The following is a 25,527-nucleotide window of genomic DNA, read 5'->3' as shown; positions in this document are numbered from 1 at the left end:
GACGAGGGTCGGCGAGCAGCTACGGGGCCGTAGTTCAGTCCCGGGGCACCGGAGCCTCGTGGCCGGCGCGACGGCGGGTGCGGAGGCTGGTGAGGGTGACGGCGGCGAGGACCGCCACGATCACCGCCAGGGAGACCGGTGTGGGGATCTCGGGCACGGCGGGCCAGAGACCGTGCGCCCAGTGCAGCACCAGCTTCACCCCGATGAAGCCCAGGATGATCGCCAGCCCGTGGTTGAGGTGGACGAGCTTGGCCAGCGCGGAGTGCAGCACGAAGTACAGGGCGCGCAGGCCGAGCAGGGCGAACGCGTTGGTGGCGAACACCAGGTAGGGGTCCTCGGTGATGCCGTAGACGGCCGGCACCGAGTCGACGGCGAACACCACGTCCGTGGCGAAGACGGCGACCACCACCACGGCCAGCGGGGTGAGCGCGCGCCGGCCGCGTTCCCGGACGATCATCCGGACGCCCCGGTAGTCGTCGGTGACCGGCATCAACCGGCGCAGCAGCCGCACCGACCGCATCCGCGAGACGTCCTTGTCCGCCCCCTCCCCCGCCGAGGCCTGGTGCAGGATCTTCACACCCGAAGCGAGCAGGACGACCCCGAACACGAGGAATGCCCACGTCCCGGCCGCCAACAACGCCGCTCCGGCCGCGATGAACACACCTCGCAGCAACAACGCCCCGACGATGCCGTAGAGCAGCACGCGCTGCTGCACCGCAGCGGGGACGGCGAAGGCGGCGAGCAACAGCATGAAGACGAACAGGTTGTCCACCGACAGGGACTTCTCGACCACGAACCCGGTCAGGAACTCCAACGCCCGGTCGCCCCCGAAGGCAGTCCACAGCCACAGCCCGAAGACCACCGGCAAGGTCAGGTAGAACACCGACCACCCCGCGGCCTCCCGCATCGACACCTCGTGCGGGCGGCGGGTCACGATGAAGTCGGCGACCAGGAGACCCAGCAGGACGAGGATGCTCACCGACCACAAGACCGGGGAGCCGACGGAGTCGACGGGACTCGCGAGAACGACGGATGACACGGGCGCAGGGCCTCCTCGAACACCGGTGTTCGAGGTCTCCTTCACCCTTTACGGGCGGCCTGCCGGGGACACCGCCGGGATGTCCGTACTGACCGGGCAGACGCTTGGGAAGTACTCCCCTCAACGCCAGTATCGGCTACCACGCGCCCTGAGTAAAGGGTTGGTAAAGCACCGAGGCCAACGCTCACCGCGAACAAGGGACAGGGCACGTTCTCCACCTGATCGGAGCCGAGTTGTGCAACTCCCGCGCCGCTTCCTCGTCATCACTCCCAATCCGGTCGTCGGCGAAGACGACAACCCATCCCGGACTGGAATTACGGTCCCGACGCCACGCGCCGTGTCGCGTGGGGCGGCCCGGGGAGGAGGTCATCCGACTGCGTGCCGTCACCGCGAGCGCGGACAACGTCCACGCCCTGTCAGCCGCACGCCACCGAGCCCCCGCAGAAACCTGGCCGGACCTCGTCGTCTGCGTCCTGGGTGTGTGCGCCTCACCGTGGCGACGGGGGCGCTCAGGGCGGCTGGTGATTCGGTCACGCCGCCGTCGTGTCGGGCTGCAGGGCGGGGCCGAGCAGGAGCCCGCCGTCCGCGACGAACTCCGAGCCCGTGACGAACGAGGCGTCGGCCGAGGTGACGTAGAGGAGCAGAGCGGTGATGTCGGCCGGGGTGCCCATCCGCGGGATGGCGTACGGCTCGGGTGAGAAGAAGTCCGCGATGGGCGGGTGGCCCGCGATCGGCTCGTTGGTCAACGGGGTGGAGATGACGCCGGGGTGGATGGAGTTGACCCGGATGCCGTCCCGGCCCAGCTCCAGCGCGGCGGTCCTGGTGAGCCCGCGCAGCGCCCATTTACTGGCGACGTAGGGCGCGTAGAGCGAGGTGCCGCCGTGGGCCACCGTGGAGGCGATGTTGACGATCACTCCGCCGCCGTTGCGGCGCAGTGACGGGGTCACGGCCTTGATGCCGAGGAACGTGCCGGTGAGGTTGACGGCGAGAGTGCGGTCCCAGACCCGCCGTTCGATCGCCTCGATCGGCACCGCGGGGTTCTGGACGCCGGCGTTGTTGACCAGCACCGCAATCGGCCCGAAATGGCGTTCGGTCTCGGTGACCGTCGCGGCCCAGGCGTCCTCGTCGGTGACATCCAGGCGGACGAACAAAGCCCGCTCGCCGAGTTCGGCCGCGAGTTCCTTGCCCGGCCCTTCGGAGAGCGCGGCGATGGCGACGTTCGCCCCCTCCTCGTAGTAGGCCCGGACGTGGCTGGCGCCCTGCCCACCGGTGCCGCCGGTGACGAGAACGGTCTGCTTGTCGAAGCGTCCCATGACGCGGTCCTCTCTGCGAAAACCTTAGTGAGTCGAGTGACTCACCTCGCCACCAGGCTAGGTCCGCGACAGCGGGTGAGTCAAGTGACTCACCTCGCGTATGATGACGGCCATGACGACGGAGCCTTCGACCTACCACCGGCGCGTCGCCGAGCAGAAGCGGGCAGCCATCATCGAGGCGGCCACCCGACTGTTCCTCGACGCCGGGTACGCCGGCACGTCACTGGCCAAGGTCGCCGAGGCGGCCGCGGTGTCGAAGGCGACCCTGTTCAAGCAGTTCCCGACCAAGGCGGCGCTGTTCGACGCGATCGTGACGGAGTCCTGGAAGGTCGAGGACGAAGGCGACCTCCGCCCACCGACGGGCGATCTCCGGGCGGGCCTGACGGCGATCGGCCGCCGGTACGTCGCCCTCCTCACCCGGCCCGGCATGGCCGCCCTCTTCCGCATCGTCATCGCCGAACTGCCGCGCTTCCCCGAGTTGGGCGAGGCCCACTTCGAGCGCGGCAAGATGCCCTACTTCGACTCGGTGCGCCGCTATCTCGACACCGAGAACGCCCTGGGAACGGCCAAGCTCGACGACACGGAGCTGGCAGCCACCCAGTTCCTCGGGATGATCTCCAACTACGTCTTCTGGCCCCGGATGCTGCTCATGAACTGGTCCCCCGACGACGCATCGATGGCACACGTCGTGGACGAGGCCGTACTGATGATGGAAGCCAGATACGGCGTCGCGAACACCACCGACTGAAGCGGCGGGCGCCGTGCGTGAAGGCTGGTCAGCGGGCCGGCTCGTTGACCAGCCGGAGTCGGTTGCCGACGGTGAGGACGGCGTCGGGTCAGGTGGTGTTCGTTGCGGGTTCGCCGATCCGGCGGCCGGGTGGTCGGGATCGTGGACGGGCGGGGGTGAGTGGGAGGTCGTGCAGCATCGCGAGGTAGGTGGGCGAGTCCGGGGTGAACCGGTATTCGCCTAGCGTGGTCCAGCCCCAGGCCCGATAGGCGGCGTGTTGTGCGATGTCCGGGTCGACTACGAGCGCGGCGCGTTGTTCGGGGCGGCTGTGGGCCATCGTGTCGTGCAGCAGGTGGGAGTAGCCGCGTCCTCGGTGGTGGGGCAGCACCATCATGTCGCCGCCGACGAAGGTGCGTCGTCCGTCTTCGACGAGTAGGCCGGGGTCCTCCGGTGGGGTGAGCAGGCCGTCCCAGAACCGGCTGCTTCGCTTCAGGGTGTACCCGAAGGCATATCCGACCAGCTCGGCGTCGACGTGGACCGTGACGAGCCGGAATCCGGGGTGGGTCGCGGCCCGCGTCAACCAGGCTCCGTCGCCGTTGGCCGAGAGCGGGCCTTTGACCTCGGCGCGGATGGCGAGCAGGGGCTCGCGCAAGGCGTGCGCGCCTTCGGGGCCGTGCACGGTGATGGTCGGGAGGTGGTCGGTCATCGGTGTGGCTCCGTGACGAGGATCAGGCCCCTCCGGAGAAGAGCCGCGGTGGCGGGCCGGGTGAGTTCGCGGCCGGAGGCGGCGAGTTCGCAGTGGGCGGTCCGGGCGTGGCCGGGTGGCCCGCACGCTCGGATGTCGTCGTGCGGCCACCCGGCCCGAGTGGATCTAGTCCTCCCACTCGTCGTCATCCCAGCCGCTGAGGGGGATGTTGCGGAAGATACGTCGCAGCAAGGCAATCATCGCTCGGTCACCTCCTCCGGTGTGTGGGTGTACGGGAGGTCCGGTGCAGGGTGAAGGGGCGGGGGACGTTGCTGTCGGTCACGACGGGGGTCAGGTCGCCGTCGACGACGGTGAGGCGGGCCTCTGCGCCCAAGGCGGCCACGGCTTCGGTGACCAGGGTGTGGGCGACCGCCGCACCCGCGCACACGAAGGGGCCGGAGCTGTAGGGCAGGTAGAAGCCACGTCCGCCCGGCTCGGCCCAGCGCTCGGGCCGGAACACCCCGGGACGGGTCCAGTGGCGCTCGTCGTGGTGCAGGAGGTAGGGCGAGACCGACAGCCGTGTCCCGGAGGGGAAGGCGATCCCGCCGAAGTCGACGGGTTCGGGGATCCGTCGGGCGACCATCCAGACCACCGGACGGTGCCGCGCGGCCTCGCGCACGAGCCAGTCGACCGGCCACGGCCACGCGGAGCCGGGCGGGTGGTGCAGACCGGCCGACAGCACCGACCACGCCACAGAGTGACCGACCACGCCCACGATCGACCGGAACAGCAGCAGGTACACGCTCGTCACCGCCCGGTCGGTCACCTCGTCGGGGCATGCGCCGATCACCGCGTCCAGCAGGTCCCGCGGTTGTGCGGCGCGGCTCTGCTTCCGGCGCTCCGCCACGTGCTCGACCAGGGCCGACACGAGCCGGCGACGCCGCAGCTCCGCCCGCGCCCGCCGCCAGAAGGTCTGCTGACGGCCCAGGCCACCGCGCACCCTCTGCTGCTGGAGCCGCCGCAGGTCGGGTGGGGCGTCGGGGTGCAGGAGCAGGTCCGCCGTGCACCGGTACACCAGGTCCACCCCGGCAGCGGGCCATCGGCTGACGGCGGGAAACCGCTCCGCCGCCGCGGCCACCGCGGTCCGGTACTCGGGCATGCGCGACCGCATCATGTCCCGCACGTGATGTCCCAAGGCCGACTGCGCCGGGCGTGAGGGCAAGGCGTTCCCGAAGAATCCCGACATCCCTGCGTTGAAGCGCGGATCACGCAGCAGCACTCGCGCCAGACGAGTGTCGCTCACACACCAAGCGCCCCACGGCAGCCTGGCCACACCGGCCGGGTTGAGGCGCGCGACGTCCTCGACGAACCCCAGCGGGTCGCGACGGAATCTCCGCATGCTCCTCGTGATCACCGAGAGCCCCTTCTCGTGCGGGTTGTCGGATGCCGTTCACCACCCCTGTCCACGAACGACACCGACGGCGAGCGAGTGACCGGCACTGACGAATCGCTGCCACTGCTCCACCCCGGCCTGCCGGCCGCGAAACGGTTTCATAGCAGCGCTTCCGCATCCGAAGGATGGTCCGCACACCACAGGGGAAACCTCCAAGCCGGTTTGCCACTCGGACGAGGTACACCTCGCGAGCGCCACCAGCGAGACCTCGACACCCTCACCACAGTTCCCGGCCGGCTTCCTTGACTGCGATCAACCACGTGCCGCCGCAAGACACAGACAACGATTACGACGGGACTGTCGCACGAGCGGTATTCTGTCGCTGATTGCGTGATCAACGAGTCGCCTCGGGTGCCGGGAAGCAGTTCACCTGCGCACCGGTCTCACGCGAATTCGGCGGCTTCCGCCGGTGCACGTCGGGTCCGACCGTGGTCGTCCGGTGACAGTCCGTGCCGAACGGCCACTTGTCCCCTTTCGGGTGCTGTCACCGGGAAACCGCATCATCTTATCGGGCGGGGAATCCTGTGAGGGCAAGGCACATAAAGCCGTTGCGGAAGGTTCATCATGAAACGAGTAATCGCGATCATGGCTGCCGCCGTAGCAGCCCTGGGTGCAGTCACCGGCACGGCGAACGCCGCCACAGGAACCATCATGATCGGTGACAAGGACTACGAGAATCCCTCGGGTTGCCTCAAGATCGAGGTACCCAGCCACGGACAGAAGCGTCCTTTCGTGTACAACAACACCGACAAGGACGTCCTGGTCTACAAGGGTCTCGAATGCGAAGGCAAGTCCGTCGCCACCGTCAAGCCCCGACGTGGCGGCGAGATGAGGGTGGATTCCAGCGTCAAGGTCGAGTGAGGTCGATCGCCATCCCCGACGGGGTCGCGGTCTTCGGTACGATAGTTGTCGCACCGAATACCGCGATCCCATCGACGCCGCCCGGCAAAACAATTCGGCAGCACATCAACCCGGCCTCCCGCGCGGTTTCCAGGACAACCCCACCAAGTCCGGAATGGCGCGGACCGAAGCATTGACAGGGTAATTCCCGACTTCACCGGTTCAGCGCGGCGACAGGAGCGCCACCAGCTCGACCACGACCATCGCCACCGTGCCCACGACCACGGCCACCGGCAGCCTCGCACCGCCCGTTCTCCCCCGCCGCCCGTCCTGATAACGCCACCGTGAGGCGACGAACACCGCCGACCCCGACGCCACGGTGACCGCCATCCCGACCAGGGCGAGCGGCCCCACCCGGTCGACCGTCAAGCGGGTCAGCACCGCCGACCCGGCGATCATCGCCAACGCCGTGCGCTGCCAGGCGAGCGCGGTCCGCTCGTTCTGCACGCCCCGGTCCACCGCTAGGCCTTCGACACCAGCACGACGAGCGCCGCCACCACGACACCCGCGACCAGCACCAGCCCCACCGCGAACGACGGCAGCGGCTTGTCGTGGCGCATCGCCCGTTCACTGCACGCCCACCGCACCCACGACATCACCGCGCACACCAGTCCGAGCCCGACCAGCAGCACGGCCAGCGCGGTCTCCAGCGCGTCGGGCAGCCCGAGGTCGACCGCGTCCACCGCCACCCCGCACGCGAGCAGGGCGAGGGCCGTCCGGATCCACGCCAGGAACGTCCGCTCGTTCGCGAAGCTGAACCGGTAGTCGGGCTCCTCCCCGGAGCCGTACACGCTCCGCGGACGCCTGGCACGGGACGAGGGCACAGCGCATCAACTCCACAGACTCAGGCACGCCGCCGCGCGAACGCGAGCAGCGGCGCCACCACCAGCACGACCACGATCCCCAGCACCACCGTCGACGGCCGCGACGTGTCGCCGAGCGGCCCCTCCGCCGGCAGGAACGCCTTGACCGCGACCCCGGCCGCCACCACCAGCACCACCACCCCGGCCGCCAGCAGCCCCACCTCCCGGCGGGGCACCCGGTCGCGGACCGCCGGACCCACGGCCAGTCCGGCGACAACGGCCACCAGGTGCTCCACATCGGCCAGTGAGCCCAGGAACACGAACGACCCCACCACGTACACCGCGAGCGCCAGCCGCATGCGCAGCCGCCACGGCGGCGGGACCGACGCGGACAGCAGCGCCGCCACCCAGAGCGCACCGGCGGAGAACCCCACGTCCATCGCGCCGGCCGTGCGCTCGGCCCAGTCCCAGCCCGTCCACCGCAGCAACACCAGCGCCAACGCGCTCAGCAGCACCGAGCCCGACTGCCCCACCACGGCGACGACCACCGCGAACCGCGTGCCCCTCAGCCACTCGGCCGCCCCGACGAACAACGCGAACGTCCCGACCATCGGCACGTACGCGGCCGGCACGATCGCCAGGAACGACCCGGTGACCGGCGTCCACCAACGCCCTTCCGCCAACGACGGCACCCCGAACGCCACCCACGGGTACCAGGGGGCATCCACCGCGTCCGACCACAGCGCGCCGCTCACCACCCCGACCACGAGCATGACGACCACCACCGCGACCGTGAACGGCAGCCGACGCAGCACCTCACCCGATTCGACCGCCATTCCGCAATTATCGTGCAGCCCCTGCGGCATCCTCGCGGTGGCCACACTTCTGCGCGAGGCATCAGTCCTTTCCGGATGGTCAGGCCTGCCGGAACGACGTCGCACCGTGCGGCGGCTTCCCGCCAGTCCCGGGGGGTGGCGCTGCGCGATCGGACACCGACGTGTTCACCCGTGCGGGTTAATGCCTGCATCCACCTGCAGTGGCACCATGAGGACGGACGGCGAGGCGCTCGTGTCGGCGGGGAGTGACGACACCGAGCTGTGCCGGAACACCGACGCCGAAGGACACCGCCTGGCGGATCCGCACGGCCTCGGACGGGATCGCGCCCGAAGCCGGACGGACCGGAGTCCCGGCATGGCCGCGAATCCGGGGCGGGAGCGCCGGCCGCGTCCGCTGAATCGGCAACGAGGGGGAACCATGAGAACGACGACGAAGATCGCGGCTGTCCTGGCGACCGCTGCCACGACCACCGTGCTGATCGCCGGAACGGCGGCGGCCGAAGCCGCAGCCGCTCCTCCGTGGTGGAGCGACCCGGCCACGTGCGTCAACCCGCAGACGGAGCGGCAACGGACCGTCAACAACCGGCTCGTCGAGGTCCGCTCCGGTTACTGCGGCGGCGTGCAGCACGGCTGGGGCCGAATCCAGAACTTCACGGGCCAGGAGTTCATCCGCTTCGAGGTCGACCTGAACGGCGACCGGCGCTGGGACGACTTCTCGACCTACACCGCGGGCAACCGCAACTACACGCAGGCCTACCCGACGAGCCCGAGTCCGGATCGCGCCTTCCGGGCGTGCTACGTGGCCGACCCGAACGGAACCTGCACCGCGGACAACTCCACCGACTGGTGGTGACCCGCAACGCCGCGCCCGCGCGGACGTAACGGAAACCGCAGTCCGGTCGACGCCGGGCGCGGAGCGGCTTCGTCGGGCTGGACACGCCCGCGGAACCGCTTCGCGCCCGGTGGACCTCGTCGACCGGGACGCGGGGTCGTGTGCTGTTCCGCGTCCGTGGCCGATGAGTGGACCAGGTCCGGGCATGATGGATTGATGACGCGGAATCCCGGCTCTGCCGCGGGAATGTCGAACTCCGGTGTGTCGAACTTCGTGACCGATCCTTCCGGTGCGACGGTCCAGGCGCGCGACGTCTACGGCGGTATCAACTACGGGCGTAGGAAAAGACCGAGGTTGGTGCTGTTATGCGCGGTCCTGTCCGTCGTGCTGTTGCTCATCGTGGGCTACCTGGTGTTCCTGCGTCCGACGCCCGTCCGTGTCGTGTCCCCGGCGCACGGCGCAACGGTGGACCGGTGTGTGCAGGTCACCGTCGAGGGCCGGGCGGCGATGGGCCGGGGGCTCGTCGTCGGCGTGTACGCGGCGGCGCTGGACGTCGTCTACCTCTCCCGGGTGCTCGACGGCGACACCACCGACATCCCGCTCACCGTGGGCGGCCAGGACGACCCTCCCCGCACGACCTATGACGTCGTGGTCCTGAGCGCCCCCACCGCGTTCCTGGACGCACTGCGCCAGGCCGCCAAGCCCGGCTCGTTCACCGCGGCCGACCTCGCCGAGCGGGACGTGACACGGGAAACGAAGATCACGGTGGTCCGCAAAGGCCCCGGGCCGGACCACTGCTGACCGGTCGGCCACCCGCCGCACCGCCGAACCGGCGCTGATCCCGCCAACGCCCGCTGCAGACCTGCGCGGGGCAGGACCTTCTCATCGAGCCGCCCGGTCGGCACGGCCAGGACCGGGCGGGGCGACGAGACGGCGTCGACCGACAAAGGCCGATCCGGTGCTCTGGCTCAGGAAGCGGCTTCGAGGCCGCGCCGGAACCACTCCGTCATGTGCGTCTCCGCGCGCGGGAACCAGCGGTTCTCGGTGGCGAAGTCCGCCGGCGTCGGCGGCGTGTCGAACGCGGGCTGCTCCTCGCGGTTGTACCGGATCTGGTAGCGGAACGGCGGGTCCACGACGTACTCGAAGCCGATCCACGTGCCCAGGCCCTCGGCGTACATGCCCTTGCGCAACTGCTGGAACATCCGCCACACCTCGGGCGGCATCTCCCAGCCGCGCACCGACTTGTCCGGCATCTGGACGCCGGCCGACATCTCGCTGTGCTGCCCGATCATGGAGGACCGGACCACCAGGCGCTGCCAGCCCTCCGGCATCGTGGCGACCACGGCCTGCGTGATGTCCGCCAGCTTCTGCTGCTGCTCGATCGGGTCGAGCTGCTGCCAGTTGGGCATGGTGCGGTGTCCTCCTCGGCTCGCGCCCGCTCTCCGGGCGCGATGTCGGTCCGTGCGCAGCCTACCGTTGCGGCCCGGTCGCCTCGTGCTCGTGCTCCAGCGCCGCGCCCTCGTCCAAGATCGCCCGCAGCCACGGCGGGATGTGCTCCTCCGACCTCGGGAACACCTCCAAGTCCCGCACGAACGTCGTCGGGTGCAACGCCGGCCACCAGCGCGGGTCCTCGTCGTAGTTGAACGACACCTCCGGCCGCGTGCCGGGGCGCAGCACCATCCGCGCCGAGAACCACGTGCCGCGGTCCTCCTCGTACAGCACGCCGCGCAGCTCCTGGAACGCGTCCGTGACCACCGGCGACAGCACGACCTGACCGGGGTCCGCGCCGCGCTCGTCCCGCACCGTCACCGCGAAGTCGTAGGCCAGCACGGTCGCGGACACCGACAGCGCCAGCTCGGCCCAGCCTGCCGGGGCCGCCGACGCGAGCGCGTTGGCGGCTTCGGCGACCAGGTCATCGGCCCTTGAATCGGTCCTGTGGTCCATAGTTCGCCTCCTTGTTCGGGAACACGCGCTCCTTGGTGACCACGGAGTCCACGATCTTCTTGTCGTTCGCGTCCACCAGCGGCGCGCCGTCCGGCCCGGTCTTGTAGGTGACCTCCTGCCAGCGCATGGTCACCTCGCCCGGCACGCCGTCCGCGTCCCGCTGCATCCGCACCTGGTAGTTGCGGATGTCCTGGCTGGCCACCTCGGAGAACCGGGCCAGCTCGACCTCCTGCGCCCGCCAGGACGCCGCGTTGGTCCAGCCGTCCTTGTAGTTGCCGGAGTTGGACGCCGCCATCTGCGGGTGCATGTTGAGGTACTCGCCGAGACCGCCCAGCTCGTTGGACACGATGTGCCCGCCCGCCCACTTGACGCGGGCGTCCTCGATCTCCTTGTCGCTCAGGTCGCGGTCGACCGCGTCGTTCGGCGGGAACGCCGCCTCGCCCTCCATCTGCGCCCGCCGCTGCGAGCCCCGGTCCTTCTGGTCGTCGCGGTACTCGGGGGTCTGGCCGCCGGCCTCCACGTCGCCGGTCATCGAGTCCGTCTGCCCGTGGTGGTCGGTGTGGAAGGTCATGAACAGGTCGCGGTTGTGGTAGTTCGGCACCCGGTACTGGACGTCGGGGAGCAGCGGGTGGGCGAGGTCGGGGTTGAAGCCCGCCCACTTCTGCTCCTCCTTGCCGACCGGCAGCGGGTTGCCGTCCTCGTCCAGCAGGGTGTTCTTCTTCGAGCCGGGCTCCGCCTCGACCCACTTCACCTTGCCGTTCTCGTCGGTGAAGAAGGTGGTCTTGGTGCCGTTCGCGTTCTCCACCGGGTACGCGGTGTACGGGCGCAGCGGGTCGTGGCCCTCCAGCCCGCGCAACGGCTCGGGCACGGGGTCCGGCGTGGTCGGCTGGTGGAAGTCCGGGTCCTTGTTGCCGTCCGGGATGATCGGCCGCTCCCGGTGCTCGGCCCGGATGGGCGGGTCGACCACGTCGATCGGCCGCGGCGGGTCGTCCGGCCGGTCGCCGGGCCGGTGCGTGGGCCGGTCCCAGTCCACGAACCGCTCGTTGAACGCCGGGTCGTCGGGACCGATGATTCGCGCTTTCGGCGGCGGCGCGTACTCGGGGTCGTCCGGGTCCGGCGTGTTGTCGGTGTTGGCCGGGTCGTTGTCCGTGTCGTCGGTGTCGCTGTTGTCGGTGTCGCTGTTGTCGGGCTGTCCGTCTTCGTCGCCGCGGGAACGCGCGTCCTCGGGATCGAGGTCGTGTTTGTCCGCGTCGGCGGTGTCGGGCGTGAAGGCGTCGTCGCTCGCCTTGGACGTCGAGCCGTCCGGGTGGTGGGTGTCCCACTCGCCGTTCGGCGGGATGCGCGGCGTGCGGTTGCCGTTCGCGTCGACGTCGTAGTCGGACGAGAACACCCGCCCCTGCGAGTCCGTCCAGGCGGGCTTGTTCGGGGCCATGACCGGGGTGTCGAGTTCGCGGGACAGCCGGCGGGCGAAGTCGTTGGAACCCGCGTCGCACCCGATCAGCCGGATCGGCCTGCCGTCGTAGTCGCCGTTGCGCCGCAGGATGTCCGCGAACTCCTCCGGCGAGTAGGTGTGATCCCCGATCCGCGCCCGCCCGTCGGGGGTGACGTGGACGTCCACGGTGTACCGGCCGTCCGGGTCCGGCTGGACTCGGTGCGGTAGGTCGCCCATGTCGTCGTCGCCCCGGTGGAACGAGGTGCCGGACGGGGTCGACTCGGCGTGCCGGTGGTTGACCTCGTCGGGACTCGGGCGGTTTTCCGGGCTGTGCGGTGGGGTGTCCTGGTCTTGGCGAGGGCTGTCCTGGTGCGGACCGTTCTGGTCGGGCCGGTTCTGGTCGGGCCGACTCTGGTCCGGCCGGTGGCCGGGGCCGTCCGTGCCGGGCCCGTGGTGGGTCGGCGCGGGTGCGGGACCTCGGCTCACGGGTGGGGTGTGGCCGGACGGGTGCGTGTTGGGCGGGCCGTTGAACGGGCTTTGGGGTCCGTTCGGCCGGCCGTACGGCGGAGGGCCGGGCTGGTGCGGCGGACCGGCCGGGCCGCGTTGCTGTGGCAGACCCGTGTGCGGAGGGCCACCGTTCGGCGGACCAGCATGCGGTGGGCCGGCGTGTGGAGGCCCGGCGTGTGGAGGCCCGGCATGTGAAGGCCCATTGTGGGATGGGCCCGTGTGGGAAGGACTTGTGTGGGAAGGGCCGGCGTGGGAAGGGCCGAACGACGAGGGCCTTGGCCCTTCCGGGCTGCGTGCGCTGGGGATGCCGGACCCGACGTCGCCACGGCTCCCGGGAGTGCCGGTCCAACCGCCACCACCCGGCCGCGAGCCACCGGGGCCGCCGCCCGGCGAACCACCAGGCGAACCACCACCCGGCGAAGTACTGCCAGGCGAACCACCCGGCGGGTTGCCGCCAGGCGTGTGTCCGGGCCCTCCGGTCGGCTGAGTGCCCTGAGGGCCCGCCGAGTTCGGATCGCGCTGCGGCGTCGACGACGTGTGCGGCTGGTCGGGACGCGAGGGAGCGTCGGGCGGCGCGGCCGTGGACGAGTGCGTCTGGTCGTACCGCGACGGGCCCGGACTTCCGCCCGGCCCACCGGGTGAGCCGTTCCCGCTCGGCGAGTGTCCGCCTGGCGCAGGGCCCCCACCCGGCGAATGCCCGCCCGGCGAGTGCCCACCGGGCGCGGGGTTGCCGCCCGGACCGCCGCGGTGCTCGCCGACAGGGCTGTGTCCGCCCGGTGCGGAGTTGCCGCCGGGACCGCCCCGATGTTCACCCACCGGGGTGTGCCCGCCGGGTGCGGAGTTGCCGCTGGGGCTGTTCCCGCTGGGGCTGGTGGCGTTGGGACTGGTGGCGTTGGGGTTGCCGCGTGGTGGTGCGTCGCTGCGCGACGGAGGCGTGTTGCCGCCGGGGCCGCCGCGGTTTTCGCCCAGGCCGCGCGGTTGGTCGCTGTCGGGGGAGCCGGTGGTGTCGCGTCCGGGGCGGGTGGTCGGCGAGCCGGGGTCGTTGGAGCCCGGTCGGGTGGTGGTGTCGGCGGGGCTGGTGCTGGACGTGTTGGTGGTGCCGTTGCCCGGCGAGTCCGAGTTCGGCGAGTCCGAGTCCGAGCCCGGCGAGTTCGAGCCCGGCGAGTCCGAGTCCGGTGAGCCTGCGTCGGAGTCCGACGAGGAGGGGTTGTCGCCGTTGCCGCTGGTGGAGCCGGAGGGGGTGTCGACGTCGGTTTTGCCGGTCTGCAGGAACCCGCCCTTCTTGATGTTCTTCGGGTCCAGCACGTCGAGCCCGGTGGCCTTGCCCGCGAGCTTCCCGACCACCTTCATGATCTTCTCGAACACCTCGACCAGACGCTTGAGCATCGGCGAGACCTTCTTGATCGTGTTCAGCAGGTCCTTGATGATCTTCGCGATCTTCGCCGCCCACTTCGAGATCGCCGTCACCGCCTGCGCCACGATCACCGGCGTCCCGAAACCCAGCGAGAACACCGCCTCCAGCACCCACGCGATCAGCTTGCCCACCAGGTCCGCGATCAGATCACGCACCATCTCGCGGACGAACCCGACCACCATCCCCATCAACCCCACCACCGTGCCCACGGTGGTCGCGGCCGACGCCGCGCCGGTCAGGGCGTCGCCGTGGACCTGCGAGTTGGTCAGGTACTGCGCCGCCGCCGCGCCCTCCCAGCCCGCGGTGCCGGAACGCACCGCGGCCTGGTAGTCCTCGGCGATCTTGCCCAGTTCGGTGCCGACGTTGTTCCAGGTGGTGGAGTAGGACTCGATCACCGGCGGGTTGCCCGCCAACCAGTCCAGCATCTCCTTGAGCGGCTGCATGTGCTCCATCAGGAACGACGCCGCCGACGACAACAACGTGCCGAACGGATCGATCGCCATCGCCGCCGCGTCGGCGGCCAGGCCGACCATGCCCAGACCGGCCTCGACCCAGTTGCCGTCCTTGATCCCGTTGAACGTGTCCATCGCGGACTCGGCGATCGAGATCCCCGTCGCCCAACCGTTGTCACCGGTACCGGCGTTGAAGAACGAGTTCGACTCCGCCGGCGGCGCCTCCACCAGAGGATTCTCCGGAGCCATCACTCACCGGCCTTGAAGCTGTCGCGGATGGACTCCTCCATCTCGCGGTACTGCGTCACGGTGTCCTTCACCGCCTTGCCGGCGGCTTCCATCGCCTCCACCGCACCCTGCAACGCGTCCAAACCCCACTGCTCCACCGGATCGAGCATCATCCGGAACGGCTGGCAGATGATCCCGTACGCGTCCGTCGGCATGCTCACCGTCTTCGCCGCGTCCACCGCGGTCTGGATCCGCGAACTGAGATCACTCAACTGCTTGCCGTGACCGTCCAACGTATCCGCGACGATCTCGAAGCCGGCCATGCACATCCCCCCGAACACGTTGCCCACGAACCCCGGACGGGAGCCGGGTCGTCAGCGGTCACTGTATGAATGCCGACGCGGTCACGTCGAGTTCGGTTCCGGTTCACCCGGAAATCCCCGCGCCGACCGCCGTGACCGTGATCACCTCCCGCGTGCGAGGCTCACCGCCTCGTAGCACCGTCGATCGACGCGTAGGGCGGCAACGGGATGGTGGTCACCGGTCCTCCAGGAGGTCGCCGAGGTCGCGCAGCGCGCCCGCCGCCGCGCGGAGTTCGGGCAGCGGGAGATGTGCGCCGATCCGGTTGGCCCACTCGGCCTGGCGGCGTTCGACCTCGCGCAGCGCGGTCCGGCCGCGCGGGGTGAGCGCGAGCAGCCGGGCGCGGCGGTCGCGGGGGTTGTCCTGGAACTCGATCATGTCGTCGCGGGCCAGGCTGTTCGCCGTCTGCTGCACGGTCTGCCTGGTCAGGCCCATGGTCCTGGCCACCTGCGCGACCGTGCTCGGCCCGTGGTCCACCACGCCGAGCACCTGCCACCGGGCACTGGTGAGGCCGGTCGGCGCGGCGAGTTCGTCACCTGCCGCGAGCAGCAGGCCGTTCACCCGGAACACCTCGACGAGCAGCGCGGAGAACTCCGACCCGCGATCGGTCAGCGCGGTCATGGCGGACAACCTGTCAGATTGACAGGTACCTGTCAAAGCCCGATGGGGTGCGCGGCCTCCGCCCGCAGCCCGTCCACGACGAACGCCAGGCACCGCCGCCAGGTGTCCGGGGCGCTGTCCGCGGATTCCCGGATCACCTGCGACATCGCCCAGGTCAGCGCGGTCAGGTCGGACAGCTCGAAATCGGCGCGCAACCGCCCGCTTTCCTTGGCACGGTTGATGATCCGCTCCGCGTGCCGGGCGCCCCGGTGGCACACCTCGGCCACCTCCGTCGCATCGGGGAACCGCCGGGCGAGCGCGTCGTTGAGACCGTGGTCCTCGGCCTGGAGGGTGAACAGGCCTTCGAGGAACGCGACGAACCCCCGCCACGGGTCCGGGTCGGCCATCGCCGCGTCGGCGATCCGGTCCAGCACCGCCAGCCGCTCGGGGAAGATCGCGTCGAAGAACGCCTCCCTGGTCGGGAAGTGCGCGTAGAGCGTGCCGATGCTGACCCCCGCACGGCGCGCGATGTGCTCCAGCGGCGCGTCGAGGCCGCGTTCGCCGAACACCTCCGTGGCGGCGTCCAGCAGCTTGCGGCGGTTGCGCGCGGCGTCCGCCCGCAGCGGCTTGGGTTCGGCGGCCATGGACACATCCTACAAATCGAGGGCATCCTCGGGTTCGTGGTAGCGTCGCCGTGGAAGTCGAGGGAACCCTCGACTTAACCTCCTGTCGAAAGGCGCCCATGTCCACCACCAAGACCGCTGTCGTCATCGGCGCAGGCCCCGGCCTGGGCATGTCCATCGCCCACCGCTTCGGCCGCGAGGGCTACGCCGTGGCCCTGATCTCGCGGACCGACACCCGGCACGCGGGCTACGTCGCCGCCCTGGCCGAAGCGGGGATCAAGGCGGAGGCCTTCACCGCCCACGTCGCCGACCGCGACCGGCTGCTGTCCACCCTGGACACGGTCACCGAGCGGTTCGGGAGCGTCGACTTCCTCTACTACGGGCCGGGCGCGGCCGATCCGAGCACCCCGCTCACACCCATCACCGAGATCGACTCCGACGCCGTCCGGGAAGCCATGACCTGGGTGTACCCGGCGATCGACGTGGTCGGGCACGTGCTGCCCGACATGGTCCGGCGCGGTTCGGGCGGCCTGCTGTTCGCGGGCGGGCTCAGCTCCGTGCGGCCGATGCCGCCCCTGGGCGCCGTAGCGGTCGTCTCGGCGGCGCTGCGCAACTACGCCGTGACGCTGCACGCCGGGTTGGCAGGCTCCGGGGTCTACGCCGGCACGCTCACCATCGGCGGGCTGATCGAACGCGGCGACATCTACCAGGTGATGAAGTCCAAGCCGGAACTGTTCGGGGGCCTGGGGGCCACGACCCTCGATCCCGACGACCTCGCCGAGACCGCCTGGGCCCTGTACACCGAACGCGACCGGGCGGAAGCGGTGGTCAGCGTTTTCACCTGAGCGGAACCGAACACCGGCCGATCACGTCGACCCGGGTGTGAAACGGGTCTGGTTGTCGTCGGGCGCCGGGCGTGCCTGGACGGTGGTCGTGGTGGCGTCGGCCTTGGCGGGGTGGCACGGCTGGGGTGTCACGGTGACGCCGGAACGGCCGTTCTTCTGGATCATGGCCATCGCGGACCTCGTGGTCGCGGCGGTCGCGGCCCGGTTGGCGGTGCGGTGGCCCGGCTACGCGATGTTCGGGGACGACGCGGTGGTGCTGGAGCGTGAGCGGGTCCGGTACGACTCGATCACCGCCGTCCGCACCGGTCACGTGTCGGCCAAGGGGTTCTGGCTGGCGTTCTGGTTGCCGCTGTCGCTGCTGGGCGGGGTGGTCGTCGCCCTCCTCCGGGCCGACGCGTTCGAGCGGAAGGTGGTGGAACTCGACACGCCGGACGACCGGCTCCGGATGCGGTGGAAGGACGTCGAGTCGCACGGCGCGTTCCTGGACGCCGTTCGGACGGCCCGACCCGACCTGGAGCCGGCGTTCGGCCTCGACGGGCCGGACTACGCGCGCGACTGCACGCCCAGGCTGTCGGTGGGCGGCGGGTTCCTCGCGCTGGGGCTCGTGGTGTGGCTGTTCTTCGCCGGTCTGCTGGGCGTCCAGCTACTCGACCGGTCCACTGTAGACGGTCCGTACTCGGTCGACGCCACCTCCTACGCGATCCGTTCGGTGACCGAGCGGCTGACCGGGAACCCGGCCCTGCCCGGCGTGCCGGTCGACTTCTCGGTCGAGCCGTGCGCGCGCACCAACGGGGCCGTCCTCGGCCCCTCCCCCGACGTGGTCGACCTGCGCCTGCGGCTGCTCAGCCGCGACCTGCCGGGGCCGGTGGCCGACGCCGTGGAGAGCGGGTTGCGCAAACACGCCGGCATGGCGCCCGGGGACTACCTGGACACGCTCGACATCGCCGACTCGGCTGTCCGGATCAACATTCCCGAGGTGGCCACGTTGCACATCGACATCAGGACCGGGTGCGTGGACGACGGGGGCGAGGCCGGACTGCGCGAGGATCTCCGCGCCTTGGCCGCCGCTCTCGGCGTGGAGCGCTGACGGCCGGGTGGGGTCGGCGGGCGGCTTGAGCGCGGGCGCGGGCGGCCCGCCGCAGAGGGCGGGTTGGCCAGGCGATCGAAGGTGGTGTCAGACGCGGGGCAGTGCTTCCACCGTGGTCCAGGTCAGGTGTTTGCCGGTGCGGTTGTCGCCGGACGACCTGCCGCGCAGGCGGCGGGTCAGCCAGGGCAGCACGTGTTCGCGGTAGTAGCGGGCCTCGGTGAGCAGCCGGCGGGTGGTCGGCGGGTGGACGACCTCGTCCGCCTCCGTGGGGTGACCCAGGGCGCTCAGCACGTGTGACGCCACCCGGCGGTGACCGGCCGGGCCGAGGTGCAGGCGGTCCGGGGACCAGTAGCCGGGTTTGCGGATCTCGGTGTCGTTGAACATGTCGACGAGCAGCAGGTCGTGCCGGGCCGCCAGCACGGTGATCGCCCTGGTCAGGGCCTCACCCCGGCGGTGGATGGTCCGGCCGAACGGCAGCCGGTCCGCCGGGTTCGCGCCGCTGAGCAGCACCAGCCGCACGCCGGCCGCCGCGCAGCGCCGGACGGCGTGCTCGGTCAGCTCGACCAGCCGGGTGGTGTCGACACCGGTCCGCATCATGTCGTTGCCGCCGCCGTTGAGCGTGATCAGCGTGGGCAGCGGCGACAGCGACAGCGCCGCGTCGAGCTGCTCGGTGACGATCGGCGCGAGCAGGCGGCCCCGGATGGCGAGGTTGGCGTACCGCACCGGCTCGCCGAGCCCGGCGGCCAGGCCCTCCGCGACCAGGTCCGCCCAACCACGGGTCGTGCCGTCCGGGAGTTCGTCGCCGACCCCTTCGGTGAAGCTGTCGCCGATAGCCACGTACCGCACTGCACGCCCTCCCCCAGTCACCCTTCCTGACCAGCATAGGAGGTGCGCTGGGCACGGTCGGCGCCGGCCGGCCCGGAGTATGGCGCCGTGACGCACAGGGACGACATCGCGACGGCGCAGGCGTGGAAGGCACTCCGTGGTGGAGCCGACCGCCGAGCCGCCGGGGCACCGACCGTCCGGAGTGGACAGTGCGAGGCGCGCGGGGTCGACCGCGATCCTGGTTGAAACGGGCGGGTGTCATCCAGGATCATGTCGCGCGGACCCGGCGTGCGGAACGGAGTGCGATGCGACCTGCCTACCTGGAGCCGCGTACCGACGTGCCGGCCGTTCAGGACTGGTCGACCGCGTTGATACTGGCCGAACTGCGGTGGGGTGCGCGGATCACCGGGCCAATGGCGGGCGTGCTGACCGGAATGGTCGTCTCGCTGGTGGTGTTCCTCCCGACCACACCCGGCACGGTGGCGTCGGCCGTCGTGCTGGGGCTGGTGGCACTGCTGACCGCCATCGGACCGCTGATGCTGCGGGTGGAGACGAGGCCCGTGCGGCGGGGGTTGCTCGACTCGCCGTGGCGGCGGTGTCCGGCGACGGTCGCGGCGGCCGAGGACGGTGTCTTCGACGACCGGCTGCTGGTGTTCGACGACGAGGGGACGGTGGTCCTGCGCGGGATGCTGTCCGACCTGACCGATCTCGTGCTGGAGCACCAGGAGGTGTTCCTGTGCGGGCCGGACGGCGACGGGCGGGCCGTGGTGCGGGTCGCCGGGCTGTGCCGGATGGAGTCGGTGCGGGTGGACCGGCGCGACGCCCGTCCACGGGAACGGGAACCCCACCTGGTCGGCCGTCCGCTGGACGACCCGGCGGTGGTCCGGGCGTTCCGCGGCTTCGGGCTCGGCGCACGGGCCTGGCTGTGGTGCGCGGGGGCGGCGGGGCTCGGGGCGGTCATCGCCGCGCTCAGCCTGTGGCCGCTGTCCGTGGCCGGATTGGCGGTCGGCGGGCTGCTGGTGGTGCTCGCCGTGCTGGCCCTGCCGACCGCGGTGCACGTCGGGCGGTGGTACGGCGAGGCGGCGGCGGGGCTCCGTTCGGCGGCGGCGTGGACTCCGGTGCCGGTGACGCTGTTCCCGTGGGAGCCCAACCAGGAGGTGACCGGCCTGGCACAACTGCCGGGCGGGATGGCCCTGGTCCAGTTCCCGCTGCCGCACTTGGACGTGATCGCCAACATCGCCGACACCGGCACGATGTGGATGGCCGGCGGCACCACCGGCGTGGTGGCCATCGGCGTGCCGCGGGTGCCTGCCCTGACCTTCGCGATGGTGCAGCCCGACCGCGACAAGCCGGACGACACACCCCAGCCGTGGCTGCTGCGCGGCAAGGAGCCCGGTCTTCGCGAGATCCCCGCTCTCCGCCGCTGACCGCTCCCGAGCCGGCCACTTTCCCTATCGGACCGCCGCGAGGACTTTCGGCGCGGGTGCCCACGCGGTCGCGAAGGCGGCCCACACCACCGGCGAGCACGCCGGATCGCCAGTCTCCTCCCACCGGGACGCCTGGTCGCGCTGCCAGGCGTTCAACGCGGCGATCGGGTCCGCGGCTGCCTGGGCGGCGTCCACCGCCACGACCGCCCGGCTCAGGACCGGGGTGGGCGGGAAACCGGGGACCAGGGCGGCCAGGCCCGCGTCGGTGGGCAGCGTCCACCGGGTCGACACCACGTACTCGGCTCCGCCGTGCACCATCGCCGTGACCAGGCCGGACGGCTCCGCGAACCGCAGGTCGCCGCCGCTTTCGCAGGCCACCAGGGCGACCCGGTTGGGAATGCGCCACGGCCGCGGCGGGCCGGGGCGGTGGCCGAGCACGATGTCGGCGGCCGTCAGCGGACGGTGCGCGCCCACGGGTGCGGCGCGGCCGGTCGTGTCGGCGCGGCACGACAGGTGCAACCGCGCGTCGAGCCCGTGCCCGCCGGTCGTCACGTGGCCGACGTAGAGGAACCTGCCCGCGTCGGACAGCGCCTTCTCCAGGAAATCGCGGTCCACGTCGTCCCGTCGCACGCCGCCGGGCACCTGACCGGACGCCAACCCGGCCAGTTCCGGGCCCACCGGCCCGAGCACGGACCCCAACCCGGACGCCTCGCCGAAGCCCGGCACTTCCGGGTCGAGCACGCCGACGACCGGACCGTGGAACGGCGACACCCGACGCCCGTCGGCGTTGCCCACGGTCGCGGGCGGGAGCACCGACACGTCCGCGTTGTGCACGGTCCGCTCTCCTTCGTCCACCCGCAGCGCCTCCCACGGCACCAGAGCGGTCGACGGCGACGGCCGGATGCGCAGGTGCGGCCGGATTCCCTGCGATATCAAGGAGTTCAGCTCCATCGCGAGCTGATGGGGCACCAGCGCCCGGGACAGCCGCCCCGCCAGCTCGATCTCCCGCGCCCGGTCCACCAGCGGCCCGTGGGTGAGGGACCGGACCAGCGCCTCGTGCGCGCTCTCGCCGGGCAGCGGCGACGGAACCGCGCGGGCCAGGTCGTCCAGCGCCTCCTGCACCAGCGCGCGCGGCATCCTGATCACCCTCGGCTCGTCGAGCGCGTGTTCCCACCGCCACGACACGTACAGCTCGCCCGCGTCCACGAACTTCAACTGCACCGCTACCACGACGCCACCGCCCGTGCCGACCGGACCGGGAAGCCGTAGCGGCGCTCGGCCACGTCGATCCAAGAGTCCAATGTGGACGGTGTGGCCGGGTCGACCCGGACTCGGGGCGGCAGCGCGAACCCCACCGCCGGAAACACCGGATCGTCCCCCGCGCTGCCCAAGAACGAGGCCGCGTAAGGCAAGTGCTCCTCCTCCACGATCGGCGGCGGAGGCAGCGACACCAACTCGCCACGGGTCGCCGGCTGTTGGTCGTCCGGGCTCAACGACACCGTGCCGGCGATGTGGTCGATGTACGCGGCGGCCAGCTCGATGTCGCCCAACGACGACAACGCCGCGAACGCGGCCCGGATCGCGGGCGCGGCGGCGAGCGCCACCCACCGTTCCCGCAGCGGGCCGTGGGCGAACCGCTGCCGCACCGCCTCGGCGGCCAGCGCGGCGGGCAGGGCCAGGTCCAGCGCCCGCTCGCACAACTCCCGCCGCCGCTCGCCGTCGACGGTCGACGCCCACCGGATGAGGGCGTCCGCCCGCCACCACGCGATGCCCAGGGCCACGTGCCACAGCCCCGCCCGCGCGCTGGTCCCGGCCGCCGCGGCGTACCGCTCGTCCGCCGCCGCGAACTCCCCCGACGTCTCCAGCGCCGCGCCCTGCACCTGGCTGATCGCGATCCGCTCGACCGGCGTCGCCCCGTCGCCCAACGCGTCGAGCAGCCGCAGCGCGTCGCGCGGCCGGCCGAGGTTGACGTCGACCGCCGCCCGCCCGAGCCGGCACGCCAACAGCCCGCGCTGGTTGCCGGTCGCCTCGATCAGCCGCTCGGCGTCGGCGTAGAGAGCGGCGGCCCGGTCGTTCGCCGACTCCAGGTAGGCCAGCCGGGCGAGGCTGAGCACGGCGGTCGCCTGCGCGGTCAGGTCACCGGTCGCCTCGGCCAGGTCGCGGGCGAGGCCCAGGTGTTCGGCGCTGCCCGCCGGGTCGCCGGTCGCGCCCGCGATCTCGGCGAGCGTCGTGTGGACGAACGCCGCAAGCTGCGGCGCGGAGCCGTAGGCGAGGTCGAGCGCGGTGTGCGCTGCGGCGGCGGCCTCGCCGAACCGACCGCTCGCCGCCAGCACGGATGCCCGGACGGCGGCGATCGGCGGTCGGCTGCCCACCAGGTCCACCGCCTCGTCCAAATCCGCCAGGGCTTCGGCGTGGCGTGCCGCGTGTCGCAGGTTCTCGGCGCGGGCGACCAAGGCGTTCGTCAGGACTTCGGTGGTGCCGTACGCGTTGCCGACCCGCGCCACCACGGATCGGCCGAGCGTCACGGCTTCCGTGTTCCAGCGCAGCGCTGCCGCGCCGTCGCCCAGCATCCCGGCCAGCCCCGCCCGGTTGCCCGCGACAGCCGCCCGGCAGACCAACGCCTCGGTGTCGTCGGACCCGAGGGTCGCCTCGTAGGCGGCTTCGAACGCCGACGCGGCGGCCTCCAGCCGTCCTTGTGCCGCCAGCGTCGCGCCCTGCGTGTTGAGCCGGACGCAGTCGTGCCATTCCGGACCGATCGGGCGCACCTGGCCCTCCGCCGCTCGCCTGTCCGCGGCCACCAGCTTCTTCCACCAGGTCATCGCCGACCTGCCGACCGTTCGGTGAGGGTCGCGGCGGGCGAGTCCGGCCGCGACCGGGCGTAGGCGATGATCGCGGCGCGTCGGGCGGGCGTGTCCGGGTCCGAATCCCGTTGCGGTGCGGCGAAATCGGGGGCGTAGACGGTCAGCAGACGGTCGGCGGGCGGCAGCAGGAGCACGGTCGGCGGCACGGGTGTGCGGCCGGTGTGCCAACCGAGGCCGTCGGTCCGGTCGAGCACGACGTCGATCCGGCCGAACCGCGCCGCGAGCCGGACGTCCGGACGGGGACCGGCGGCGACCGTGACGTCGAGGAAGGTGGAGCCCGCACTCCGGACTACCGCCCACCGCGCCTCCGCCGCCGCGTCCACGGCACCCGCCGGCACCAGCGCCCAGTCGACCGCATCCGCTCCACTGTGGACGATCACGCCATCGGGTTGCGCGGCGTCGCCGGCGGCCAGCGCGAACTCGGTGCGGTTCGACCGAACGGCTTGCGGCACAGCGATTCCGTAGTCCTCGGCAAGAGCGGCCAGCCGCGCGGAGAGGTCGTCCACCCCCGGGTCGGCGGTGATCGCGGCGAGCGCCCGCGCGGTCGCGTCCTCGTCGTCCAGCAGGTGTTCGACCTCGCCGGTGGCCAGCGCGCGTTCGGCTTGCAGCACCACGGGATCGAGTGCCGGCACACCCGCCGTCGCGGACGCGGGCCACCAGGCTTCCGCCCAGCCCAACTGAGCCACGACCCGCGCCGCGTCCCGCACACCGCCACTCGACGGCGCGTCGATCACAACCTCCACTTCGGCGGCGTCACCGAGAATTCCGTCCGCCGCGTCGGTCCCGTACACCTCCCACAGCCAGTCGGCCGCGCGGGCGGCGTCGTGGACGCGGGCGGCGGGCACGGCCGCGTCGGACAGGACGTCCCAGGCCAGCAACGCGCCACGAGCCTCCAGCAACGCGGTCCGCTCGGGATGTGACGGCCACTCCCCGACCGCGATATCGGTCCCGTCCCGCTCCACGCGCACGTTCATCCGGTCGCCCGCCGTTCCAGCGCCGACCGCAGCCTGTCGCGCTGGTCCAGGATCACCGACCGCAGCACGCCGTCGAGCACGTCCCACAACCCGTCCGCCGGCACGGTGTCCCGCCGCAACTCCCGGCCGTGCGTGCGGACCCACAGCCGGCGCAGGTAGGCCTCCCGCACACCGAACACGTCCGCGCGAACGCCTTCGGGCACGGCCGAGGGCATCCGCAGCACGCGATGCACGTACGCCTCGCGGTCCCACCGCGCCCGCAGCCGGACCGCCGCGTCGCTCGCCCGGTCACCGGCCAGCCCGGCGGCGGCCTCGCGGCCCAGCACCATCACCACCCGGCCGGCCTCGTCGGCGAGCTGCCAGGGCCGCGCCGAACGGGCGATCTCCTGCCGCACGAGCGCGGGCACGTCGTCCAGGGCGTCCCGGTGGGCGTTGGTGAGCGGGACGAACAGCCGTTCCACGATCGACCGGTCGAACGGCTTGGGCAGGTTCTGCTTCGCCGCCGTCTCGCCGAGCGCGGGGCGGACGGGGAGGTCCCGGTCGGACAGCCCGTGTGCCCGCGCCACGCCTGGCTCGGTCAGCCCGACCGCGCCCCGGGCACCCGCCCCGTCGGCGACCAGGGCGTCGAACAGCCGCTGGTCCGGCTCCGTCGCGCAGGTGGCGAGGAAGTCACCGGGCCGCACCGACTCCAGGCCGGGCGACACCGACTCCGGACCGGGCGTCGCCCACTCCGGACCCGGCGACCCTGGCTCCGAGCCGGGCGTCACCGACTCCAAGCCGGGTGTCGCGGTCCCGGCCGACCACGCCTCGTCCAGCAGCCGGGTCAGCTCGGCCGCGTTGCCGGGGTCCGTCACGAACCGGCGCAGGCCCGTCAGGGTCGGCCCGTCCTGCCCGTGGACCTCGGCGAGCACGCCGGCGGCCCGGTCGGCGGCGGACGGGTCCAGCCGCGGGTCGCCGTGCCCGGTCGCCAGCTCGTAGCAGCGCTGGAAGTACAGGTCCTGCGGGTTGCCGTCGGTGATGCCCGCCTGCCGGCGCGCCTTCTTCAGCACCAGGAACCAGGCGGCGGTCGCGGCGAGCACCGGGCCGGCCCGGACGATCCGGTCCCGCAGCGCGTCGGCGTGCTCGGCGGCGACGGCGCCGGCCGCGAACTCCGGGTGCAGCACCGGGCGCAGCACGAGCGGGTCGAGGATGAGCTTCACCGTGCGGGCCAGGGGCCGGCCCGCCTCGTTGCTCAGCGGCGCGACCGCCTCGCCCAGCGCGGACCACGCCTGGTCGACCAGCAGCCCCCTCGGCGTCCTCGCGACGGTCCGCGCTGTGTTCACCCCGCGGAGCCTAGCCGGTCCGGTGTCCGTGCTGGTGG

At 71.9% G+C, this 25,527-nt stretch carries 25 protein-coding genes; 7 read left to right on the top strand and 18 right to left on the bottom strand.

Annotated features, from left to right (window positions below):
• Window positions 1-34 precede the first annotated feature (34 nt).
• Both ACQPZF_RS19795 and ACQPZF_RS19790 read right to left on the bottom strand, forming a co-directional pair.
• Window positions 35-1,039: a TerC/Alx family metal homeostasis membrane protein gene (locus ACQPZF_RS19795; protein ID WP_433273713.1), complete on the bottom strand. Its 1,005-nt coding sequence runs from the start codon at window positions 1,037-1,039 to the stop codon at window positions 35-37.
• 530 nt (window positions 1,040-1,569) lie between these two features.
• A complete protein-coding gene (locus ACQPZF_RS19790) occupies window positions 1,570-2,352 on the bottom strand; it encodes an SDR family NAD(P)-dependent oxidoreductase (RefSeq protein ID WP_433273711.1) in 783 nt (260 codons plus the stop codon).
• A 112-nt stretch (window positions 2,353-2,464) separates the two neighbouring features.
• Between ACQPZF_RS19790 and ACQPZF_RS19785 the strand changes: the two genes are divergently transcribed.
• Window positions 2,465-3,100, top strand: a complete 636-nt coding sequence (locus ACQPZF_RS19785) for a TetR/AcrR family transcriptional regulator (RefSeq protein ID WP_433273709.1) — start codon at window positions 2,465-2,467, stop codon at window positions 3,098-3,100.
• An 88-nt stretch (window positions 3,101-3,188) separates the two neighbouring features.
• Here ACQPZF_RS19785 and ACQPZF_RS19780 read toward each other — a convergent pair whose 3' ends face one another.
• Both ACQPZF_RS19780 and ACQPZF_RS19775 read right to left on the bottom strand, forming a co-directional pair.
• Window positions 3,189-3,785, bottom strand: a complete 597-nt coding sequence (locus tag ACQPZF_RS19780; RefSeq protein WP_433273707.1) for a hypothetical protein — start codon at window positions 3,783-3,785, stop codon at window positions 3,189-3,191.
• 247 nt (window positions 3,786-4,032) lie between these two features.
• The gene (locus tag ACQPZF_RS19775) at window positions 4,033-5,163 is read right to left on the bottom strand and encodes a cytochrome P450 (protein ID WP_433273705.1); all 1,131 of its coding nucleotides are present in this window, start codon (window positions 5,161-5,163) and stop codon (window positions 4,033-4,035) included.
• Window positions 5,164-5,781: 618 nt separating this feature from the next.
• Between ACQPZF_RS19775 and ACQPZF_RS19770 the strand changes: the two genes are divergently transcribed.
• Window positions 5,782-6,078 carry a hypothetical protein gene (locus tag ACQPZF_RS19770; protein ID WP_433273703.1) on the top strand — a complete coding sequence of 99 codons (297 nt, stop codon included), beginning with the start codon at window positions 5,782-5,784 and terminating at the stop codon, window positions 6,076-6,078.
• Window positions 6,079-6,279: 201 nt separating this feature from the next.
• On the opposite strand, the gene ACQPZF_RS19765 is transcribed toward ACQPZF_RS19770, so the two are convergent.
• Genes ACQPZF_RS19765 through ACQPZF_RS19755 form a run of 3 tightly spaced genes read right to left on the bottom strand, consistent with a single transcriptional unit; the run spans window position 6,280 to window position 7,756 of the window.
• A complete protein-coding gene (locus tag ACQPZF_RS19765) occupies window positions 6,280-6,564 on the bottom strand; it encodes a DUF202 domain-containing protein (protein WP_433273701.1) in 285 nt (94 codons plus the stop codon).
• A 14-nt stretch (window positions 6,565-6,578) separates the two neighbouring features.
• A complete protein-coding gene (locus ACQPZF_RS19760; protein WP_433273699.1) occupies window positions 6,579-6,941 on the bottom strand; it encodes a YidH family protein in 363 nt (120 codons plus the stop codon).
• A gap of 20 nt (window positions 6,942-6,961) precedes the next feature.
• On the bottom strand, window positions 6,962-7,756 hold the full coding sequence (locus ACQPZF_RS19755; protein WP_433273697.1) for a hypothetical protein: 795 nt from the start codon (window positions 7,754-7,756) through the stop codon (window positions 6,962-6,964).
• Window positions 7,757-8,174: 418 nt separating this feature from the next.
• Here ACQPZF_RS19755 and ACQPZF_RS19750 point away from each other — a divergent pair, with 418 nt between their 5' ends.
• Both ACQPZF_RS19750 and ACQPZF_RS19745 read left to right on the top strand, forming a co-directional pair.
• Window positions 8,175-8,609, top strand: a complete 435-nt coding sequence (locus ACQPZF_RS19750) for a hypothetical protein (RefSeq protein ID WP_433273695.1) — start codon at window positions 8,175-8,177, stop codon at window positions 8,607-8,609.
• Between the two features lie 195 nt (window positions 8,610-8,804).
• Window positions 8,805-9,389 (top strand): hypothetical protein, encoded by a 585-nt coding sequence (locus tag ACQPZF_RS19745; RefSeq protein WP_433273693.1) that lies wholly within the window; start codon window positions 8,805-8,807, stop codon window positions 9,387-9,389.
• Between the two features lie 167 nt (window positions 9,390-9,556).
• Here ACQPZF_RS19745 and ACQPZF_RS19740 read toward each other — a convergent pair whose 3' ends face one another.
• From ACQPZF_RS19740 to ACQPZF_RS19715, 6 genes are all read right to left on the bottom strand, one after another.
• Window positions 9,557-9,997, bottom strand: a complete 441-nt coding sequence (locus tag ACQPZF_RS19740) for a hypothetical protein (RefSeq protein ID WP_433273691.1) — start codon at window positions 9,995-9,997, stop codon at window positions 9,557-9,559.
• A gap of 61 nt (window positions 9,998-10,058) precedes the next feature.
• Entirely contained in the window at window positions 10,059-10,532 is a 474-nt protein-coding gene (locus tag ACQPZF_RS19735; protein WP_433273690.1) for a hypothetical protein, read from the bottom strand.
• Window positions 10,501-14,565 (bottom strand): hypothetical protein, encoded by a 4,065-nt coding sequence (locus ACQPZF_RS19730; RefSeq protein WP_433273688.1) that lies wholly within the window; start codon window positions 14,563-14,565, stop codon window positions 10,501-10,503. Before ACQPZF_RS19730 ends, ACQPZF_RS19735 begins: the two co-directional genes overlap by 32 nt.
• A 20-nt stretch (window positions 14,566-14,585) precedes the next feature.
• Window positions 14,586-14,894 (bottom strand): type VII secretion target, encoded by a 309-nt coding sequence (locus tag ACQPZF_RS19725; RefSeq protein WP_433274624.1) that lies wholly within the window; start codon window positions 14,892-14,894, stop codon window positions 14,586-14,588.
• Between the two features lie 208 nt (window positions 14,895-15,102).
• Window positions 15,103-15,546, bottom strand: a complete 444-nt coding sequence (locus ACQPZF_RS19720; protein WP_433273686.1) for a MarR family winged helix-turn-helix transcriptional regulator — start codon at window positions 15,544-15,546, stop codon at window positions 15,103-15,105.
• 32 nt (window positions 15,547-15,578) lie between these two features.
• Window positions 15,579-16,169 carry a TetR/AcrR family transcriptional regulator gene (locus ACQPZF_RS19715; protein ID WP_433273684.1) on the bottom strand — a complete coding sequence of 197 codons (591 nt, stop codon included), beginning with the start codon at window positions 16,167-16,169 and terminating at the stop codon, window positions 15,579-15,581.
• A gap of 98 nt (window positions 16,170-16,267) precedes the next feature.
• On the opposite strand from ACQPZF_RS19715, the gene ACQPZF_RS19710 reads away from it, so the two are divergent.
• Together ACQPZF_RS19710 and ACQPZF_RS19705 are read left to right on the top strand one after the other, a co-directional pair.
• A complete protein-coding gene (locus ACQPZF_RS19710) occupies window positions 16,268-16,993 on the top strand; it encodes an SDR family NAD(P)-dependent oxidoreductase (protein ID WP_433273682.1) in 726 nt (241 codons plus the stop codon).
• 37 nt (window positions 16,994-17,030) lie between these two features.
• On the top strand, window positions 17,031-18,080 hold the full coding sequence (locus ACQPZF_RS19705) for a hypothetical protein (protein WP_433273680.1): 1,050 nt from the start codon (window positions 17,031-17,033) through the stop codon (window positions 18,078-18,080).
• 87 nt (window positions 18,081-18,167) lie between these two features.
• Here the strand turns inward: ACQPZF_RS19705 and ACQPZF_RS19700 are convergent, their stop codons facing one another.
• A complete protein-coding gene (locus ACQPZF_RS19700) occupies window positions 18,168-18,926 on the bottom strand; it encodes an SGNH/GDSL hydrolase family protein (protein WP_433273678.1) in 759 nt (252 codons plus the stop codon).
• A 284-nt stretch (window positions 18,927-19,210) separates the two neighbouring features.
• Between ACQPZF_RS19700 and ACQPZF_RS19695 the strand changes: the two genes are divergently transcribed.
• Window positions 19,211-20,332, top strand: coding sequence for a hypothetical protein (locus ACQPZF_RS19695; RefSeq protein WP_433273676.1), 1,122 nt, complete (start codon window positions 19,211-19,213; stop codon window positions 20,330-20,332).
• A 24-nt stretch (window positions 20,333-20,356) separates the two neighbouring features.
• Here ACQPZF_RS19695 and ACQPZF_RS19690 read toward each other — a convergent pair whose 3' ends face one another.
• The 4 genes from ACQPZF_RS19690 to ACQPZF_RS19675 are packed head-to-tail and all read right to left on the bottom strand — an operon-like array spanning window position 20,357 to window position 25,489.
• On the bottom strand, window positions 20,357-21,562 hold the full coding sequence (locus tag ACQPZF_RS19690; RefSeq protein ID WP_433273674.1) for a CHAT domain-containing protein: 1,206 nt from the start codon (window positions 21,560-21,562) through the stop codon (window positions 20,357-20,359).
• Window positions 21,556-23,151, bottom strand: a complete 1,596-nt coding sequence (locus tag ACQPZF_RS19685; protein ID WP_433273672.1) for a hypothetical protein — start codon at window positions 23,149-23,151, stop codon at window positions 21,556-21,558. The genes ACQPZF_RS19690 and ACQPZF_RS19685 overlap by 7 nt, the downstream gene beginning before the upstream one ends.
• Window positions 23,148-24,167 (bottom strand): hypothetical protein, encoded by a 1,020-nt coding sequence (locus ACQPZF_RS19680; protein ID WP_433273670.1) that lies wholly within the window; start codon window positions 24,165-24,167, stop codon window positions 23,148-23,150. Before ACQPZF_RS19680 ends, ACQPZF_RS19685 begins: the two co-directional genes overlap by 4 nt.
• Entirely contained in the window at window positions 24,164-25,489 is a 1,326-nt protein-coding gene (locus ACQPZF_RS19675) for a hypothetical protein (RefSeq protein WP_433273668.1), read from the bottom strand. Before ACQPZF_RS19675 ends, ACQPZF_RS19680 begins: the two co-directional genes overlap by 4 nt.
• Between the last annotated feature and the right edge of the window lie 38 nt (window positions 25,490-25,527).

Source organism: Actinosynnema sp. CS-041913 (genome assembly GCF_050942485.1).
Classification (GTDB): domain Bacteria; phylum Actinomycetota; class Actinomycetes; order Mycobacteriales; family Pseudonocardiaceae; genus Actinosynnema.
The sequence above is the reverse complement of the archived record's forward strand: the minus strand, read 5'-3'. Positions and strand labels throughout refer to the sequence as shown.

What these genes read in the sequence shown, in the direction of transcription:
- ACQPZF_RS19685 (WP_433273672.1), bottom strand. Translation starts at nt 23,151, where the DNA reads ATGACCTGGTGGAAGAAGCTGGTGGCCGCGGACAGGCGAGCGGCGGAG.
- ACQPZF_RS19710 (WP_433273682.1), top strand. Translation starts at nt 16,268, where the DNA reads ATGTCCACCACCAAGACCGCTGTCGTCATCGGCGCAGGCCCCGGCCTG.
- ACQPZF_RS19790 (WP_433273711.1), bottom strand. Translation starts at nt 2,352, where the DNA reads ATGGGACGCTTCGACAAGCAGACCGTTCTCGTCACCGGCGGCACCGGT.
- ACQPZF_RS19780 (WP_433273707.1), bottom strand. Translation starts at nt 3,785, where the DNA reads ATGACCGACCACCTCCCGACCATCACCGTGCACGGCCCCGAAGGCGCG.
- ACQPZF_RS19725 (WP_433274624.1), bottom strand. Translation starts at nt 14,894, where the DNA reads ATGTGCATGGCCGGCTTCGAGATCGTCGCGGATACGTTGGACGGTCAC.
- ACQPZF_RS19715 (WP_433273684.1), bottom strand. Translation starts at nt 16,169, where the DNA reads ATGGCCGCCGAACCCAAGCCGCTGCGGGCGGACGCCGCGCGCAACCGC.
- ACQPZF_RS19745 (WP_433273693.1), top strand. Translation starts at nt 8,805, where the DNA reads ATGACGCGGAATCCCGGCTCTGCCGCGGGAATGTCGAACTCCGGTGTG.
- ACQPZF_RS19720 (WP_433273686.1), bottom strand. Translation starts at nt 15,546, where the DNA reads ATGACCGCGCTGACCGATCGCGGGTCGGAGTTCTCCGCGCTGCTCGTC.
- ACQPZF_RS19785 (WP_433273709.1), top strand. Translation starts at nt 2,465, where the DNA reads ATGACGACGGAGCCTTCGACCTACCACCGGCGCGTCGCCGAGCAGAAG.
- ACQPZF_RS19750 (WP_433273695.1), top strand. Translation starts at nt 8,175, where the DNA reads ATGAGAACGACGACGAAGATCGCGGCTGTCCTGGCGACCGCTGCCACG.
- ACQPZF_RS19680 (WP_433273670.1), bottom strand. Translation starts at nt 24,167, where the DNA reads ATGAACGTGCGCGTGGAGCGGGACGGGACCGATATCGCGGTCGGGGAG.
- ACQPZF_RS19755 (WP_433273697.1), bottom strand. Translation starts at nt 7,756, where the DNA reads ATGGCGGTCGAATCGGGTGAGGTGCTGCGTCGGCTGCCGTTCACGGTC.
- ACQPZF_RS19770 (WP_433273703.1), top strand. Translation starts at nt 5,782, where the DNA reads ATGAAACGAGTAATCGCGATCATGGCTGCCGCCGTAGCAGCCCTGGGT.
- ACQPZF_RS19695 (WP_433273676.1), top strand. Translation starts at nt 19,211, where the DNA reads ATGCGACCTGCCTACCTGGAGCCGCGTACCGACGTGCCGGCCGTTCAG.
- ACQPZF_RS19775 (WP_433273705.1), bottom strand. Translation starts at nt 5,163, where the DNA reads ATGCGGAGATTCCGTCGCGACCCGCTGGGGTTCGTCGAGGACGTCGCG.
- ACQPZF_RS19735 (WP_433273690.1), bottom strand. Translation starts at nt 10,532, where the DNA reads ATGGACCACAGGACCGATTCAAGGGCCGATGACCTGGTCGCCGAAGCC.
- ACQPZF_RS19740 (WP_433273691.1), bottom strand. Translation starts at nt 9,997, where the DNA reads ATGCCCAACTGGCAGCAGCTCGACCCGATCGAGCAGCAGCAGAAGCTG.